Source organism: Dermacoccus sp. CCH2-D9 (assembly GCF_001556795.1).
In the GTDB taxonomy this organism is placed as follows: Bacteria; Actinomycetota; Actinomycetes; order Actinomycetales; family Dermatophilaceae; genus Dermacoccus; species Dermacoccus nishinomiyaensis.
In genome coordinates, this window is record NZ_LSJT01000069.1 from 1 (window position 1) to 17,019 (window position 17,019).

The 17,019-nt window shown below is 70.1% G+C and carries 13 protein-coding genes and 1 pseudogene; 7 read left to right on the plus strand and 7 right to left on the minus strand.

Going from position 1 to position 17,019, the window contains the following annotated elements:
• Both AX669_RS06105 and hutI read left to right on the plus strand, forming a co-directional pair.
• The coding region (locus tag AX669_RS06105) for a formimidoylglutamate deiminase (protein ID WP_062257256.1) at positions 1-996 on the plus strand (996 nt) is incomplete at its 5' end.
• Positions 993-2,168 (plus strand): imidazolonepropionase, encoded by a 1,176-nt coding sequence (gene hutI / locus AX669_RS06110; protein ID WP_062257258.1) that lies wholly within the window; start codon positions 993-995, stop codon positions 2,166-2,168. The genes AX669_RS06105 and hutI, both read left to right, overlap by 4 nt.
• A gap of 89 nt (positions 2,169-2,257) precedes the next feature.
• Here the strand turns inward: hutI and AX669_RS06115 are convergent.
• From AX669_RS06115 to AX669_RS06135, 5 genes and pseudogenes are all read right to left on the minus strand, one after another.
• Positions 2,258-3,604, minus strand: a pseudogene (locus AX669_RS06115) (UDP-N-acetylglucosamine 1-carboxyvinyltransferase); the annotation flags it as partial.
• A gap of 306 nt (positions 3,605-3,910) precedes the next feature.
• Positions 3,911-6,040 (minus strand): 3-hydroxyacyl-CoA dehydrogenase NAD-binding domain-containing protein, encoded by a 2,130-nt coding sequence (locus tag AX669_RS06120; RefSeq protein ID WP_062257261.1) that lies wholly within the window; start codon positions 6,038-6,040, stop codon positions 3,911-3,913.
• Positions 6,040-7,257, minus strand: a complete 1,218-nt coding sequence (locus AX669_RS06125) for a thiolase family protein (protein WP_062257263.1) — start codon at positions 7,255-7,257, stop codon at positions 6,040-6,042. The genes AX669_RS06120 and AX669_RS06125 overlap by 1 nt, the downstream gene beginning before the upstream one ends.
• Positions 7,258-7,419: 162 nt before the next feature.
• Positions 7,420-8,799: an HRDC domain-containing protein gene (locus AX669_RS06130; protein ID WP_062257265.1), complete on the minus strand. Its 1,380-nt coding sequence runs from the start codon at positions 8,797-8,799 to the stop codon at positions 7,420-7,422.
• A gap of 3 nt (positions 8,800-8,802) precedes the next feature.
• Positions 8,803-9,384, minus strand: a complete 582-nt coding sequence (locus AX669_RS06135; protein ID WP_038567896.1) for a DUF3000 domain-containing protein — start codon at positions 9,382-9,384, stop codon at positions 8,803-8,805.
• Positions 9,385-9,591: 207 nt separating this feature from the next.
• Here AX669_RS06135 and AX669_RS06140 point away from each other — a divergent pair, with 207 nt between their 5' ends.
• Positions 9,592-10,443 (plus strand): EamA family transporter, encoded by an 852-nt coding sequence (locus AX669_RS06140; protein WP_062257266.1) that lies wholly within the window; start codon positions 9,592-9,594, stop codon positions 10,441-10,443.
• A 52-nt stretch (positions 10,444-10,495) separates the two neighbouring features.
• On the opposite strand, the gene AX669_RS06145 is transcribed toward AX669_RS06140, so the two are convergent.
• Positions 10,496-10,807, minus strand: coding sequence for a GNAT family N-acetyltransferase (locus AX669_RS06145; RefSeq protein ID WP_006945234.1), 312 nt, complete (start codon positions 10,805-10,807; stop codon positions 10,496-10,498).
• A 449-nt stretch (positions 10,808-11,256) separates the two neighbouring features.
• Here AX669_RS06145 and hemE point away from each other — a divergent pair, with 449 nt between their 5' ends.
• Both hemE and mptB read left to right on the plus strand, forming a co-directional pair.
• Complete coding sequence (gene hemE / locus AX669_RS06150) at positions 11,257-12,270, plus strand: uroporphyrinogen decarboxylase (RefSeq protein WP_231729451.1); 1,014 nt, start codon at positions 11,257-11,259, stop codon at positions 12,268-12,270.
• Entirely contained in the window at positions 12,245-13,738 is a 1,494-nt protein-coding gene (gene mptB / locus AX669_RS06155; RefSeq protein ID WP_006945291.1) for a polyprenol phosphomannose-dependent alpha 1,6 mannosyltransferase MptB, read from the plus strand. The genes hemE and mptB overlap by 26 nt, the downstream gene beginning before the upstream one ends.
• 136 nt (positions 13,739-13,874) lie before the next feature.
• Here the strand turns inward: mptB and AX669_RS06160 are convergent, their stop codons facing one another.
• Positions 13,875-14,603 (minus strand): YitT family protein, encoded by a 729-nt coding sequence (locus tag AX669_RS06160; protein WP_006945201.1) that lies wholly within the window; start codon positions 14,601-14,603, stop codon positions 13,875-13,877.
• Positions 14,604-14,809: 206 nt separating this feature from the next.
• Here AX669_RS06160 and hemG point away from each other — a divergent pair, with 206 nt between their 5' ends.
• Both hemG and hemQ read left to right on the plus strand, forming a co-directional pair.
• Positions 14,810-16,219, plus strand: a complete 1,410-nt coding sequence (gene hemG / locus AX669_RS06165; RefSeq protein WP_197418861.1) for a protoporphyrinogen oxidase — start codon at positions 14,810-14,812, stop codon at positions 16,217-16,219.
• A 106-nt stretch (positions 16,220-16,325) separates the two neighbouring features.
• The gene (gene hemQ / locus AX669_RS06170) at positions 16,326-17,003 is read left to right on the plus strand and encodes a hydrogen peroxide-dependent heme synthase (RefSeq protein WP_231729452.1); all 678 of its coding nucleotides are present in this window, start codon (positions 16,326-16,328) and stop codon (positions 17,001-17,003) included.
• Positions 17,004-17,019: the final 16 nt, after the last annotated feature.

Genomic DNA, 17,019 nt, shown 5'->3' on the forward strand with positions numbered 1-17,019 from the left:
GTCCACCACCGCCGCGACGGCACGCCCTACGACGACCCGAACGCCATGGGTTCTGCGCTGCGTCAAGCGGCCCGCGAGGCCGGCATCCGGTTCACGCTGCTCGACACGTGTTACCTCCACGGAGGCCTCGACACCGATGGCCACGCCGCGATGAGCGCTGAGCAGCGGCGCTTCAGCGACGGCTCCGTCGACGCCTGGGCGCGGCGTCACGCGCAGTTGCGCGAGGACGCACTCAGTGACGAGAACACCGTGGTCGGCGCGGCCATTCACTCGGTGCGCGCTGTCGCTCGCGACGAACTGGCGGACGTCGTCGCCGCGACGCCGGGGGAGATCCTCCACGCCCATGTCTCCGAACAGCCGGCGGAGAACGCCGCCGCACTGGCCCACTACCAGCGCACGCCCGTGGGTCTGCTCCACGAGGCCGGCGCACTGAGCGAGCGCTTCTCCGCCGTCCATGCAACGCATCTGAGCGACGACGACGTCTCGGCGCTCGCCCGCGCGGGTGCGACGGCCTGCTTCTGCCCGACGACCGAACGCGACCTCGCCGACGGCATCGGGCCGGCCGTTGCACTGCACGACGCGGGCGCGCGGCTGAGCCTCGGCAGCGACCAGCACGCCGTCATCGACATGTTCGAAGAAGCCCGCGGCCTCGAGATGCACGAGCGGCTGACGAGTAACGAGCGCGGCCGCCTGAGCCCGCGCGACCTTCTCGCGGCGGCGACGCGGCACGCGAGCATCGGCTGGGCGGACGCCGGTGAGATCGTCGTCGGAGCGCGCGCCGACCTCGTCGTCGTCGACGCCGAATCTCTGCGCACCGCAGGCTGTTCGCCTGACCAGATCCTGCTCGCCGCGATTGCGCAGGACGTCACGGACGTCATCGTCGACGGACGCGTCGTCGTGCGCGGCGGGCGCCACCGCCTCGAAGAGACGCTTGCGCCCGGCGGAATCGGGCGGCTCCTGCACGACGCCATCGACCCCTTCTGGAGGCAGACATGACGACGACGCTCCTCACCGGCATCGCCGAACTCGTGACGAACGACCCGCAGCACGCCCGCGCTGGCGCGAGCGAGGACGAGCGCCTGCTCGGCCTCCTCACCGACGCGGCGATCGTCGTCGAAGACGACCGCATCGCATGGGTCGGCGAGGCGCGCCGAGCGCCGGACGCCGACCGCCGCGTCGACGTCGACGGCGCCGCACTGATGCCCGGCTTCGTCGACAGCCACGCACACCTCGTCTTCGGCGGCGACCGCTCGGCCGAGTTCGCCGCCCGCATGGCGGGCGAGCGCTACGACGGGGGCGGGATCGCCACCACGGTGGCCGCCACCCGCGACGCTGACGACGACCGCCTCACCGCGCTGGTCGCGCGGCGCATCGCCGAGATGCGCGCGCAGGGCACGACGTGCGTCGAGGTGAAGTCGGGCTACGGGCTGACGGTCGAGGACGAGGCGCGAGCGCTGCGCATCGCCCGCGAGTTCACGCCGGAGACGACCTATCTCGGTGCCCACGTCGTGCCGAGCGGCAGCGATCGTGGCGCCTACGTCGACCTCGTCTGCGGCGAGATGCTCGAGGCGTGCCGCCCGTACGCTCGCTGGGCCGACGTGTTCTGCGAGCCGGGCAGCGCGCACGCCTTCGACGGCGACGAGAGCGCGACGATCCTGCGGGCCTGTCGAGACGCGGGGCTCGAACTGCGTGTCCACGGCGGCCAGCTCGGCGAGGGACCGGGCGTCCAACTCGCCGTCGAGCTCGGTGCGGCGAGCGTCGACCACTGCACCTATCTGTCGGCGAGTGACGTTGCGGCACTGGCCGATTCGTCGACCGTCGCGACGCTTCTGCCGGGCGTCGAGTTCTCGACCCGCTCGCCCTACCCGGATGCGCGGCGCCTCATCGACGCGGGCGTCAGCGTCGCCATCGCGACCGACTGCAACCCGGGCACGTGCTACTCCGACTCGATGCCGTTCATGATCGCCCTCGCCGTGCGCGAGATGGGCATGAGCGCCGCCGAAGCCGTGTGGGCTGCGACAGCTGGCGGCGCGCAGGCGCTGCGGCGCAACGACGTGGGCGTCATCCGCCCCGGTGCGCGCGCTGACCTCGCCGTTCTCGACGCGCCCAGCCACCGTCACCTCTGCTACCGACCGGGCGTGCCGATCGCGCGGACGCTGGAGGTCTGAGGAACGCCGGCCCCAGACACGACGAAGCCCGCCCGGTACGCGACCGGGCGGGCTTCGTCATGGCATACCGCGCAGGCAGCCGTCGAGCATCAGTCCTGGAAGCTCGTGATGTCGGCGCCGAGTGCGTTGAGACGCTCGTCGAGCTCCTCGTAGCCACGGTTGATGACGTAGATGTTGCGCAGCGTCGAGGTGCCGGGGCACGCGAGCATGCCGAGCAGGATGACGACGCCGGGGCGCAGCGCGGGCGGGCACATGACCTCGGCGGCGCGCCACTTGGCGGGGCCTTCGATCATGACCCGGTGCGGGTCCATGAGGTGCACCGTCGCACCGATCTTTGTCAGCTCGTTGAGGTAGATCGCGCGGTTCTCGTACACCCAGTCGTGGATGAGCGTCTTGCCCTCGGCGCACGCAGCGATGACGGCGAAGAACGGCAGGTTGTCGATGTTGAGGCCGGGGAAGGGCAGCGGGTGGATCTTGTCCGTCGGCGCCTTGAGCGGGCCCGGCTTCGTCGTGATGTCGACGAGGCGCGTGAAGCCGTTGTCCGAGGTGTACTCGTCGCTCATCTCGTACTGGAAGCCCATCTCCTCCAGGATGGCCAGTTCGATCTCCATGAACTCGATCGGCACGCGCTTGATCGTGATCTCGGACTTCGTGACGATGGCGGCTGCGATGAGGCTCATCGCCTCGATCGGGTCCTCGCTCGGGAAGTACTCGACGTCCTCGTTGATCTCGGCGACGCCGGTGATCTTGAGCGTCGTCGTGCCGATGCCCTCGATCGTCACGCCAAGCTTCTCGAGGAAGAAGCACAGATCCTGGACCATGTAGTTGCTCGAGGCGTTGCGGATGATCGTCGTGCCCTCGTAGCGGGCTGCGGCGAACAGGGCGTTCTCGGTGACGGTGTCGCCGCGCTCGATGAGGACGATCGGCTTCGTCGGGCGGATCGAGTTGTCGACCTCGACGTTGTAGTACCCGTCCTTCGCGACGACCTCCATGCCGAACGCGCGCAGCGCGTGCAGGTGCGGCTCGACGGTGCGCGCACCGAGGTCGCACCCGCCGGCGTTGGGCAGCTCGAACGAGTCGAACTCGTGCATGAGCGGGCCGAGGAACATGAGGATCGTGCGGGTGCGGCGCGCCGCGACCTCGTCGATCGTCGACAGGTCGATCTTGGCGGGCGGCGTGATCTCGAGGTCGCTCGTGCCCGGCAGCCAGCGGGTCTGCACGCCGATGGAGTCGAGCACCTCGGTGATGCGGTTGACCTCTTCGATGCGCGCGAGGTTGCGCAGCGTCGTGCGTCCCTTGTTCAGCATCGCGGCGCACAGGCAGGCGACGGCGGCGTTCTTGCTCGTGCGCACGTCGATAGACCCGGACAGCTGCTTGCCGCCGATGATCCGAAGGTTCAGGGGCGCGTTGCTGGACACAGTGACAATCTCCGAATCAGTTGGTGCAGATGAACCCATCACGCCGAGGTGTGACGAGCGGCGACGCGACCCGGGGGCACGTCACGCGTCGGCGGGAAGAACACTGCGGTTCACCCCGTCATTCCCACGCGCACCGGTGCGAGCCGACCGACCGGGCCGTGTGGCCGGTCGCCGTTCGCCGATGCGCAGCGATTCAACGATGGTATGCCACCGCCGCGAGCGCCCCGAATCGTCGCGGTCGGCGTGTCGAGACGCGGGCGCGGGGCGTACCCCGTCCAGAGGTACGCCCCGCGTGGGCGGCTCACGCCGACGTCAGGACCGCGATCAGCGGGCGACGCTCGCGGCGCCCTTCGGCAGGAAGCGCTGACCGGTGACCTTCTCGGCGATGCCGGTGCGGTCGAGCAGCGGCGTCACGCCACCGTTCCAGAACGGGAAGCCGGCGCCGGTGATCATCGCGAGGTCGATGTCCATCGGGGCCGCGACGACCTCCTCGTCGAGCATGCGACGGGTCTCGTCGGCCAGTGCCGACAGGGCCTGCTCGCGCACCTGCTCCTCGGTGAGCACCTTCGCGTCCGCCGGCTTGCTGAACTTCTCGAAGATCGAGTCGTCGAGCTTGCCGTCGGCGCCGTAGAAGCTCGGGATCTTCCCCTCGACGACCTTCGCGAGGTTCGGCGAGACGTAGAAGCGCTCCGGGAACGCGCCGTGCAGCGTCTCCGAGTTGTGCAGCGCGATGGCGGGGCCGACGAGCGAGATGAGCATGAACGGCGGCATCGGGGTGACACCGGCGAACGCCTTCTCGACGACCTCGACGGGCGTGCCCTCGTCGACGATCTTGCCCGCCTCGCCCATGAACCGGCCGAGGAGGCGGTTCACGACGAACGAGGGGGAGTTCTTCACGAGGATGCACGTCTTCTTCAGCGACTTGCCGGTGGCGAACGCCGTGGCGAGCGTCGCGTCGTCCGTCTTCTCGCCGCGGATGATTTCCAGCAGCGGCATGACGGCGACGGGGTTGAAGAAGTGGAACCCGACGACCCGCTGGGGGTGCTTCAGGTCCGCTGCCATCTCGGTGATCGACAGCGACGAGGTGTTCGTCGCGAGGACGCACTCGGGCGTGACGATCTGCTCGACCTCGGCCCAGACGCTCTTCTTGACACCCATCTCTTCGAAGACGGCCTCGATGACGAAGTCGGCGTCCGCGAAGCCGTCCTTGCTCGTCGAACCCGTGATGAGGCCCTTGAGACGGTTGGCCTTGTCCTGCGAGACGCGGCCCTTGGCGAGCAACTTGTCGATCTCGTCGTGGACGTAGCCGACACCCTTGTCGACGCGTGCCTGGTCGAGGTCCGTCATGATGACGGGCACGTCGAGGCGGCGGATGAACAGCAGCGCCATCTGGCTGGCCATGAGACCGGCGCCGACAACGCCGACCTTCGTCACCTTGCGCGCGAGCGCCTTGTCCGGCGCACCGGCGGGTCGCTTCGCACGCTTCTGGACGAGGTTGAACGCGTACAGACCGGCGCGCAGCTCGTCGCTCATGATGAGGTCGCCGAGCGCCTGGTCCTCACCGGCGAAGCCCTGCGCCCGCGTGTTCGTGCGGGCGGCCTCGACGAGGTCGATGGCGCGCAGCGGAGCGGGGGCGGCGCCACCGGTCTTCTGCATCGTGAAGGCGCGGGCCTTGTCGCACGCGGCCTTCCACGCGGCCTCGTCCTTGTTGACCTCGGGGCGCGCGACCTTCTTCTCGCCGCTGATGACGGCGGCCGCGAAGGCGAGCGAGTCCTCGAGGAACGTGACGGGGGCGAGCAGCTCGTCGGCGACACCCAGCTTGAACGCCTGGGCGCCCGTCGCCATCTTGTTGTTGCTCAGCGGGTTCGTGATGATGAGCTGCAGCGCGTTCTCGACGCCGATGAGGTTCGGCAGCAAGTACGTGCCGCCCCAGCCGGGCACGAGGCCGAGGAAGCACTCGGGCAGCGAGTAGGCGGGAACGTCGGCGCTCATCGTGCGGTAGTCGCAGTAGAGACCGATCTCGACGCCACCACCCATCGATGCGCCGTTGACGAACGCGAACGTCGGCACGTCGAGGTCGGCGATCTTCGAGAAGACGCGGTGACCCTGCTCGGCGATGTCGACGGCCTGCTCACGGTCGGTGATCGACGGAAGCGCCATGAGGTCGGCGCCGACGGCCATGATGAACGGCTTGCCCGTCACACCGAAACCGACGATCTCGCCCTTCGCGGCGCGCTCGGCCGCGGCGTCGACGGCCTTCTCCAGCTCCGCGAGGCCCTGCGGGCCGAAGCTGTTCGGCTTCGTGTGGTCGAAGCCGTTGTCGAGGGTGACGAGCACGAAGGTGCCCGCGCTCTTGCCGCCGGTCGACGGCAGCGTGATGTCCTGGCTGAGGGCGTGCGTGACGACCTCGGCGCGCGCGTTCTCGGCGCTCGACTGTGTCTGGTTGTCGCTCATCAGGCCGTCTTCTCCTTGCCGTAGTCGGGGTGGTTGGGGTTCTCCCAGATGACGCAGCCACCCATGCCGATGCCGATGCACATCGCGGTGACGCCGTAGCGCGCCTCGGGGTGCTCGGCGAACTGGCGCGACAGCTGCGTCATGAGACGCACGCCGGAGCTCGCGAGCGGGTGACCCGTCGCGATGGCGCCGCCGTAGGCGTTGACGCGCTCATCGTCGGCGTCGATGCCGAAGTGGTCGAGGAAGGCCAGCACCTGCACGGCGAAGGCCTCGTTGAGCTCGAACAGGTCGATGTCCTCGATCGTCAGGCCCGCCTTGGCGAGAGCCTTCTCGGTGGCCGGGACGGGGCCGATGCCCATGACCTCGGGGTCGACGCCGACGAAGGCGAAGTCGACCAGGCGCATGCCGACGGGCAGGCCGAGCTCCTTCGCGCTCTCCTCGGAGGCGAGGATGCACGCCGTCGCACCGTCGTTGAGACCGGCCGCGTTACCCGCGGTGACGTTGCCGTGGGCGCGGAACGGCGTCTTCAGCTTGGCCAGTTCCTCGACGGTCGTGCCGGGGCGCGGCGGCTCGTCGGCCGTGGCCAGGCCCCAGCCCTTCTCGACGTTGCGCGTCGCGACGGGAACGAGATCCTGCTGGATCTTGCCCTCCGCGTACGCCTTCGCGAGCTTGTTCTGGCTGGCGACGGCGAACGCGTCGCAGCGCTCCTTCGTGATCGCCGGGTAGCGGTCGTGCAGGTTCTCGGCCGTCTTGCCCATGACCAGGGCGCTCGGGTCGACGAGCTTCTCGGCGACGATGCGCGGGTTCGGGTCGGTGCCCTCACCCATGGGGTGACGGCCCATGTGCTCGACACCACCGGCGATGACGACGTCGTACGCGCCGAACGCGATGCCGGACGCGGACGTCGTCACGGCCGTCATCGCGCCCGCGCACATGCGGTCGATGGCGTAACCGGGCACCGACTTGGGCAGACCCGACAACAGAGCAGCCATGCGCCCGATCGTCAGACCCTGGTCGCCGATCTGCGTCGTGGCCGCGATGGCGACCTCATCGACGCGCTCCGGCGGCAGGTTCGGCTGACGGCGCATGAGTTCACGAATGCACTTGATGACCAGGTCGTCGGCGCGGGTCTGGGCGTACATGCCCTTCTCACCGGCCTTGCCGAACGGCGTGCGAACACCGTCGACGAAGACGACCTCATGGAGCGTGCGGGGCACGATGCCTCCCGAAGATAGACGAAGCTGACGTGCCCAGGCTAACGCGGTTTGTTACCGCTGAGTACGAGGAGGGGTGAAATACCTGCAGCCGTTGGTGGACTAGCACGATCTCTCCTGCGTCCAGATGCACCGGGGTGCACTTGGGCGCAGGGATGCGGGGCGTCAGCGCGACGGGTGGTCGAGAGCCGCCTCGGCGAGCAGCGGCGCGACGATGTCGCACTGCCAGGGGCGGGCTCCGCCGTCGCTCAGCGCCGCGCGCCAGCCGTCCTCGCTCGTGTCGGCGGGCGGTGACCAGATGACGCGGCGCAGCAGGTCGGGTGTCACGAGATTCTCGACGGGTACGCGACGCTCGTCGCTGAAGCGCTGCAAGCCGTACCGGACGTCGTCGAGACGTCCGGCCGCTGCCGGGTTCTTGTCATGCCACGCGCGGATCGGCGGGGGAGCCGAGGTGTGCTGCGTCGACGTCGGCAGCTCGCGGTTCGGCAGGGCGTCGGCGGCCTTCAGCGCCGCGAGCCAACGCTCGCCGTAGCGCGCGAGACCCCGGTGCGCAGGACGCGGACGGCGGCGTCGCGCGGAACCGTCACCGACGCGCGGGCGGATGGCGGGCGGGCCGACGAGGCCGGAGGTGTCGTGCGGGTTGCGCCGTGCGAGGTCGATGATGAGGGCGTCGGGCAGGACGCGCCCGGGCGTCGTGTCGCGACGCTGCGCGATGTCCTCACGCGTCTGCCACAGGGCGCGAACGCGGGCGAGCTGGCGCAGGTCACGCAGGGCGTGCAGGCCGGACGTGCGTCGCCACGGCTCCTTCTTCGGCGTCGGGCCCTCGAAGTCGAGCAGTGCCTCGAACTCCTGACGCGCCCACTCGGCCTTGCCCTGCGCCTCGAGGTCGGCGGCGAGCGCGTCACGCACCTCGACGAGCCGCTCGACGTCGAGCGCCGCATACACGAGCCAGTCGTGCGGCAGCGGGCGCGTCGACCAGTCCACCGCCGAGTGCTCCTTCGCGAGCGTCACACCGACGAAGTGCTCGGTGACGGCGGCTAGGCCGACGCGCGGCAGACCCGCGAGACGTGAGCCGAGTTCGGTGTCGAACAGCTTGCGCGGGCGCAGACCGAGGGCCTTGAGGCACGGCAGATCCTGCGTCGCGGCGTGCAGCACCCACTCGGCACTGCCGATCGCGGTGTTGAGGCTGCTCAGATCGTTGAGCGGGACGGGGTCGATGAGCCACGTACCCGAGCCCTCGCGGCGCAACTGCACGAGATAGGCGTCGTTGCCGTAGCGAAAACCCGACGCGCGCTCGGCATCGATGGCGACCGGTCCACGCCCCGCACGAATGGCAGCGCAGCACTCCTTGAGCTGTGCAGCGGTCGTGATGACGTCCGGGACGCCGTCCGCCGGTGCTTCGAGGAGGGGGTAAGCGGGCGTTTCCTGCGGTTCCGGGGATTCACTCGAGGACGAGCGGGCCGACACCGGCTCGCCGCTCGCTCGTCGCGCGGCTGGGGTCTCGTCGCGGGATGCCGCGGGCCGTGAGGTGGGGGAGTCGTTCATGGATCAGAAGCGCCCGGGCAGCGCCGTCACACCTTCCGGAACGGGGGGCAGACCGGCGACGGTGCACATGAGGTTCGACCAGCCGAGCAGGTGCGCGGCGATGTTCGACTCGTCGGGCGTCCACGACGCACGGACCTCGAGTTCGACGCTGGAGGGGCGCTCGCCGAGACCGCCGAAGCTCTCGTTGACGACGCGGGTGACAGTGCCGGCCTCCGCGGAGTAGATCGCGTCTGCGTCCTTGAGCGATTCGAGGAGCCAGTCCCAACCGACGGCGCCGAGCGCAGGGTCGGTCGCCATCTCGGATTCGAGTTCGGCGCGCGCGAACGTCACGATGCGCCAGGTACCGTGCCACGCCTCGGGGGAGGCGGGGTCGTGCAGCAGGACGAAACGGCCGGTGCCGAGGACGTCGTCAGCGTTCTTGGGGTCGATGACCTCCGCCGAGAACGCGACGGCGTGCGGGGCGATGCGACGCGGCGCGGGCACCTCGGTGAGGTGCACCTGCGGGCGCACGGCGGCGGCCTTGACCGTTTCGACGACGTCGGCGAAATACGTCGCGTCATCGTGCCTCAACGTGTGCATGCCCATGGCGGTAACCCTAGGGGCGTTATCACGCGAAACCTGGGAGCCACGCCGCGCGGGTCGTCAAGGGCACCGCCCGGACCCATCGGCGATTCCTGTCCCCATCTGCGATTTGCGTCCACGTTTACCAGGAGTAAATGTGGACGGAAATCGCAGATGGGTCCGGGCGGTGCGCTGGGGTCTCGCCGGGCGTATGGCCCTAGAGTGGCGCGAATGGTGACGTTCGTGGCGCTGCTCTCCTCCGCCGTGTGGGGCACGGCCGACTTCGTGGGCGGGCTGTGGGCGAAACGCTTCCACCCCGTCAAGGTGGTGGCCCTGTCGCAGCTCGGGGGACTCGTCGCGGCACTGATCTTCTTCGGCGTCGTCTCCCTCGCCGGCACGCACGGCTCGTCCGACTGGACGTCGTGGGCGACGTGGGGCGTCGGCGCGGGGCTGAGCGGTGCCGTCGGGCTGATGTGTCTGTATGCGGCGCTGTCCAGCGGGACGATGGGTGTCGTCTCGCCGATCACGGCGCTGGGCGCGATCGTCCCCGTCGTCCTCGGCCTCGTGCGCGGGGACGCGTGGACGCCCGCGATCGGTATCGGGTTGCTCGTGGCCCTCGCAGGCGCGGTGCTCGCGAGCGGACCGGAACTGAGCGGCGACGTCGGACGACGCCCCGTCGTCCTCGCGTGCATCTCCGCGCTCGGATTCGGGGTGTCGCTGTATTGCATGGACGGTGGCGCGCGGCACGACCTGTCGGGAGCCATGCTGGCGATGCGTTGCGGGTCGCTGACGCTGCTGCTGCCGACGCTGTTCACCTTGCGCTCCAGGGGGCTGGCCCGGGAACCGCTGACGCGCCGCGACGTGCTCGTGCTGCCGCTGCTGGGCATGGGCGACCTGACGGCGAACCTGCTGTTCGCGGGGGCGTCGGCGCAGGGGCAGGTGTCGATCGTCGCCGTGCTCGGCTCGCTGTACCCCGTCGCGACGCTCGTCCTCGCCCGCGTCGTGCTTGCCGAGCGGCTGCGAATGGTGCAGCTCGTCGGGGTGGCGCTGACGGTCGTCGGCGTTGTTCTCGTGACGGTGTGACGGGACGTCCGCTCGGCGCCGTGCGCGTCGCGGGCGCTGCGCGCGTCCGTCGTCAGCTGACGAAGAACTCGAGTTCCTGGTCGTCATGGACGCGTGCGCGGCCGACGTGGTGCATGCCGATCCTGCGGGCCACCCGCTGCGAGGCGTGGTTGTCGAGATCGGTGACGGCGACGACGCGGCGCAGGCCGCCGGCGAGCGCTTCGTCGAGGATGGCGCGCGCAGCCTCCGTCACGTAGCCGCGGCCGGTGTGAGAGGCGTCGACGTCGTCATTCGTCCATCGACGCAGCGTCAGGCGCGGGGTGCGCAGTTCGTCAGCGGGACGTGCGGCGCCGTCGGCGTACGGCGTCGGCGTGTCGGTCGTCATGGGGCCAGCATGAGCGGGCGGCTGACGCGCCGCAGGAGCGGGACGGACTGGGAGCGACTCCGACAAGGCGCGACTCTATGTCGGACGTGCGAACGTGGACAGAAATCGCCGATGAGGACAGGAATCGCGAGGGTGGCCAAGAATCGCGAAAGGGAACAGGAATCGCCGAAGGGGACGAGATTGCAGATGTGGTCGCAGATCGCAGGAGGGGCGGTTCCGGGGCGTGCGACGCACCTCGACGGACCACCGCGGCCACTCGCCGTGCTCCCGCCACGCGTCACGCTGCCGCCACGCGCCGTGCTGTTACCACTCGTGGTGCGTCGGTCGACACTCACCGCGTGAGACGTCACACCCTCGACGCGCGGATCACCGCGTCGCGGCAAGGGGCGCGTGAGAGAATCCACGACGTGACCGAAGTGAACGCAGACCCGCGCAACTCCGTCCTCATCATGGCTGCCCGCGGCGAGGAGGTGCCGTACACGCCGGTGTGGTTCATGCGGCAGGCGGGGCGTTCGCTGCCCGAGTACCGCAAGGTGCGTGAGGGCGTCGGGATGCTCGAGTCGTGCCGCCGCCCCGACCTCGTCACCGAGATCACGCTGCAGCCCGTGCGCCGCCACGACGTGGATGCGGCCATCTTCTTCTCCGACATCGTCGTGCCGCTGGCTGCGGCCGGTGTCGACCTCGACATCGTCGCGGGCGTCGGCCCCGTCGTCGCCCAACCGTTCCGCACGCGCGCCGACCTCGAGCGTCTGCCCGAGCTGACGCCCGACATGGTCACCGACATCACCGAGTCGGTGCAGCTCATCACCGCCGAGCTCGGTGGCACTCCGCTCATCGGGTTCGCCGGCGCGCCGTTCACGCTCGCGTCGTACCTCATCGAGGGTGGGCCGTCGAAGAACCACGAGAACACCAAGGCGCTCATGTACGGCGATCCGCAGCTGTGGAACGACCTGTGCGCGCGCCTCGCGCAGATCTCGGGCGCCTTCCTGCGCGTTCAGGCAGCAGCGGGCGCGAGCGCCATCCAGCTGTTCGACTCGTGGGTCGGCAACTTGCCGCTCGACGACTACCTGCGCTTCGTCCAGCCCCACTCCCGCACGGCCCTCGCCGCCGTCGACGATCTGCCCGGCATCGACGTGCCGAAGATCCACTTCGGCGTCGGCACGGGCGAGCTGCTCGGTGCGATGGGTGAGGCGGGCGCCGACGTCGTGGGCGTCGACTTCCGCGTCAGCCTCGACGCGGCCCGCGAGCGCACCGGCAACCAGTACGCGCTGCAGGGCAACCTCGACCCGGCGCTGCTGTTCGCGCCGTGGGAGCCGCTCGCGGCGCGTGTCGACGAGATCGTCGCAGCCGGGCGGCGCGCGAAGGGCCACATCTTCAACCTCGGTCACGGCGTCCTGCCGAGCACCGACCCCGACGTCGTCACTCGGGTCGTAGAGCGTGTCCACAGCGTTTCCGCGCGCTGAGCGCCCCGCCCAGGCGCTCACGACGAGCAAGGGGCTGACGGCGCGCGGCGTCGTCGGCTCCGCGCTCGCCATGCTCGGCGGGTTCATGACGAACGACCTGCCGCCGGGCCCGGTGCGCGACGTGCTCGCGCCGCTGCACTGGCTCTACCAGCAGCAGCTGGGGCGCGTCGCGGGCTGGATCATCGTCGCTGCCGGCATGCTGTTGCTCGCGTGGGCCTGGATCGACCTCGTGCGCGCCACCCGGCACACGCCCCGCGACGGCGTCGCGCAACGCGCGGCGACGGCCGTCGTCAGGCGCCTGACGGCACTGTGGGCCCTGCCGTGGCTCATCGCGCCGCCGATGTTCTCCCACGACGGCTGGAGCTACCTCGCGCAGGGAGCGCTGACGCAGTCGGGCCGCGACCCGTACGTCGTCTCCCCGGGGGAGATGCCCGAACTGCTCACCTCGATGGTCGACCCGATCTGGCGCTACACGCCGACGCCATACGGGCCGCTGCCCCTGACGTGGGGCGCCCTGTGCACCGAGGTCGTGAAGGAACCGACGGTTCTCGTGTGGCTGCAGCGCGTCCCGATCATCATCGGGCTCGTCCTCGCCGCCTGGGCCGTGCCGCGTCTCGCGCGTCGCCTCGACGTCAGCCCCGCGCTCGCGAGCGCCCTGACGCTGGCCTCCCCGCTCATGCTCGCCCACGGTTTCGGTGGCGAGCACAACGACGTGCTCCTCATGGGCCTCGTCACGGTCGCGCTCGTGTGGGCAGCGGCGGGGCGCTGGGTGTGGGCCACCGTCTTCGTCGGTATCGCCGCAGGGGTCAAGTTCACCGCCATCGTGGCCGTCGTCCCCGTCGTGTTGTTGTCATTGCCGGTGGGCGTCGACCTGCGTCGACGTTTCGCCCGCCTCGCACAGGCGGGGCTGCTGGGGGCTCTCGTGACGGCGCTGTGCGGCATCCCGTATGGCCTCGGCGTCGGCTGGATCCGCGCGCTCAGCGTGCCGGGCGTCGTCGTCACGCCCGCCTCGATCCCCACGGCTCTCGGTTACCTGCCCCGCTACTTCTTCGGCTTCGTCAGCGACGAGGCCGGCGACCTCGCGATGGCGCTCATCCGCGGCGCCGGCATGGGTCTCGCCGTCATCCTCGTCATCTGGGCGGCGCTGCGCCGGCCGACGGGCAAACTGCCGTCGGCGATGGTGACGAACGCGGGAGTGTTCGCCGCAGTCGTCCTGCTCGCGCCCGTCGTGCACTCCTGGTACGCGTTCACCGTGCTGCCGTGCGGTGTGCTGCTCGCGATGCGCACCCGCCGCATCCACCTCGTCATGACGCTCGGGGTGGCGTCCGCGCTCACCGTCATGTGGGACACGACGCTCGCCGGCGCGAGTCTGCTCGTTGCGGCCGTCGTCGTCGCGGCGCACCAGTTCGCGCTGACGCGCCGTAGCGACGACCTGCCACCGCGGGTGCGTCGCTGGCTGAGTGCCTGAGGTTCGGCGCTCGTTCTTGCGGTTGAGTCACTTCGTGCCACGTGAGTCAGTCCTGACCGACGCGGGTCGCACGAAGTGACTCAGCTGCGCTCGGGAGGCGCGCAGCGCGGTGAAGGTGGAGGGCGGCGCGAGTGGCTCAGTGCGCTTCGGGGCCGACGTCTTCATGGGGCGTAGCAGCTCCACGGTGCAGGTCGACGATGAACCACGGCAGGAAGAACTGCACGAGCGGGCCGATGAGCAGGGCGTAGGCCACGGTGCCGAGCCCGACGACGCCGCCGAGCAGCCACCCGATGACGAGGACGCTCACCTCGATGCCGGTGCGGATGAGCCGCAGGCTCGCACCGGTGCGGTGGTGCAGGCCTGTCATCAACCCGTCGCGCGGGCCGGGGCCGAGCTGGCTGCCGATGTACATCGCACCGCCGATGCCGTTGACGACCAGCCCGAGCGCGAAGACCGCCACCTGCCAGGCGACGCCGTGCACGTCGGGCGTGACGGCGAGCGTCGCGTTGAGGGCGAGCCCGATCCAGACGGAGTTCGCGATCGTCCCGAGCCCCGGCCATTGGCGCAGCGGCACCCACAACAGCAGCACGGCGAACGACGTGATGATCGTGACGGTGCCCATGTCGAGCCCCGTGTGTTCGCTGACGCCCATGTGGAACACGTCCCACGGGTCGAGGCCGACATGGCTGCGCACGAACAGACCCATCGCGGCGCCGTACAGCGTCAGGCCGACGAACAACTGGGGCAGACGCAGCCCGAGACGCCCGGCGCGCAGTTGCTCGGTGGGCGTCAGGTTCGACAAGGTTCGGTGACGGCGCCGCACGCCGCCGGTCGAGGCCGCATCGTCAGGTGGCGGTGTGGGCATGCCCTGCTTTGGAACGTCGGCGGTAGGGTGGGGCGTGCGCATGGCGTCACCCTAGGGGCGAGTCGAGTCTCGTGCGCGTCGTGTCCAGGGGCGCAGAGGCGGCGCAATGATGCCGGCGGGTACGCACGTAGGACCTTCGTCACCATCTGGGCCGCAGGCGCCTCTCGACGACGTGGCTGGGGATGCGAGGTGAAATGCTGGATCACATGAAGGTCGGCATCATCGGTGGTGGCATCTCGGGGCTCGTCGCAGCGTGGCACGTCAGCACGACGCACCCGGACGCGCAGGTGACGGTGTTCGACGCGGACGAACGCGTCGGGGGCAAGCTGCGCCAAGAGGTGATCGCCGGGCACGCCGTCGACGTCGGCGCCGAGTCGGCGCTCTGGCGTCGGCCCGAAGTCGTCGCGCTGCTCGCCGAGCTCGGCGTCGATTCCGTTCACCCGCAACGCTTTCCAGCGATGCTGTGGTCGCGCGGCTCGCTCGAGGCGCTGCCCGCGGGCACGCTCATGGGCATCCCGTCCGACCCACACGCCGCCGCCGGTCTCCTCGACGACGCCGAGGTCGCGCGCGCCGCCGACGAACGGGCCGTCAGCCTCACCCTCGACGATGCTGACGCCGACATCAGCGTCGGTGACGCCGTCGAGCAGGCACTTGGCTCGGCCGTCGTCGACCGCATGGTAGAACCGCTGCTCGGTGGCGTGTACGCCGGCCACGCGCGCGAGCTGTCGACGCGCGCCTGCGTCCCCGCCCTGTACGCCGCGCTGCGCGCCGGCACCCCGCTGACGCAGGCTGCTGCGGCCGCGTCGTCGGCCGTTTCGTCGATCGACGCCCGCCAGGTGTTCGGCGCACCCGCCGGGGGCATGGGGTCGTTGCCCGAGAAACTTCGCGAAGCCCTCGACGCCAGGGCAGTGGCGATCCGCACCGGGGCCACCGTCACAGACCTGCGTCGCGCCCTCGCGCACCGCGCCGGCTGGCACGTCGAGGTCGACGTCGACGGCCTGCCCGAGCCGCATACGTTCGACGCCGTCGTCCTCGCGACGCCGGCGCCCGTCACAGCCCGATTGCTCGCCGACCTCGCCCCCGCGGCGGCCAACGCGATCGCCGAGATCGAGTACGCCTCGATGGCCATCGTCACCTACGCGTTCGATTCGACTGTCGCACAGCAGCTTCCGCAGGGTACGGGCTTCCTCGTCCCGCCCGTCGACGGCCGCACGATCAAGGCGTCGACGTTCTCGTCGATCAAGTGGCCGTGGCTCGCCGAGGCTGCCCCCGACGTCACGTACGTGCGGGTCTCGCTCGGACGCCACCGCGACGACGCGATCCTCGACGAGGGCGACGACGCCCTCGCCGCAGCGGGCCTGGCCGACCTAGAGCACGCCCTCGGCCACCCGCTGCCGACGCCGCGCGATCAGCACGTGCAGCGCTGGCGGGACGGGCTGCCTCAGTACGCCCTGGGCCACCTGGCGCGCATCGAACGGGCTGAGGACGCGCTCGCCGACCTGCCCGGACTCGCTGTCGCAGGGGCTGCGATGCACGGTGTCGGCATCCCCGCGTGCGTCGCGACGGCCCGCGCGGCCGCGGATCGCGCCGTCACTTCGAGCGCGCCGCGCGCCTAGACTTTCCACCAGAATCCGAAGAAGTGCGACGACAAGGAGGCGGACGATGACGTCCGAGACGAACACCCCCGCAGACACCGCGAGCAAGGCCGAACCGAAGCACGTCATGGTCGATCGCATCAATGGTTCGCTCGTGTACGCGATGTGGTCGGTCTTCTCCGTCTCCAAGGAGATCGACGGCGACCGCGACGCCATCGCCGCCGAGGCGCAGGCTTTCTTGGACTCGCTCGCCGACAAGGGCGTCACCGTCCGCGGCGCCTACGACCTCGCCGGCCTGCGCGCCGAGGCCGACCTCATGCTGTGGATGCACAGCGAATCCGTCGACGAACTGCAGAGCGCCTACCGCGGATTCCTCGCGACGCAGCTCGGGCGTCACCTCACGCCGTTCTGGTCGAACATGGCGATGCACCGTGTCGCCGAGTTCAACCGCGGCCACATCCCCGCGTTCATGGCCGACGAGCGTGCCCGCGAGTACATCTGCGTCTACCCGTTCGTGCGCAGCTACGACTGGTACCTGCTGCCCGACGAGGAGCGCAAGAAGATGCTCCACGACCACGGCATGGCCGCGCGCGAGTACCCCGACGTGCGCGCCAACACAATCGCCTCGTTCGGTCTCGGCGACTACGAGTGGATCCTCGCGTTCGAGGCCGACGACCTGCACCGCATCCTCGACCTCATGCGCGAGATGCGCTACACCGAGGCGCGCCGTCACGTGCGTCACGAGATCCCGTTCTTCACCGGCCCAATGACGACGATGGACAAGTTCGTCTCGCGTCTGCGCTGACGCTCTCGCGAGGCCC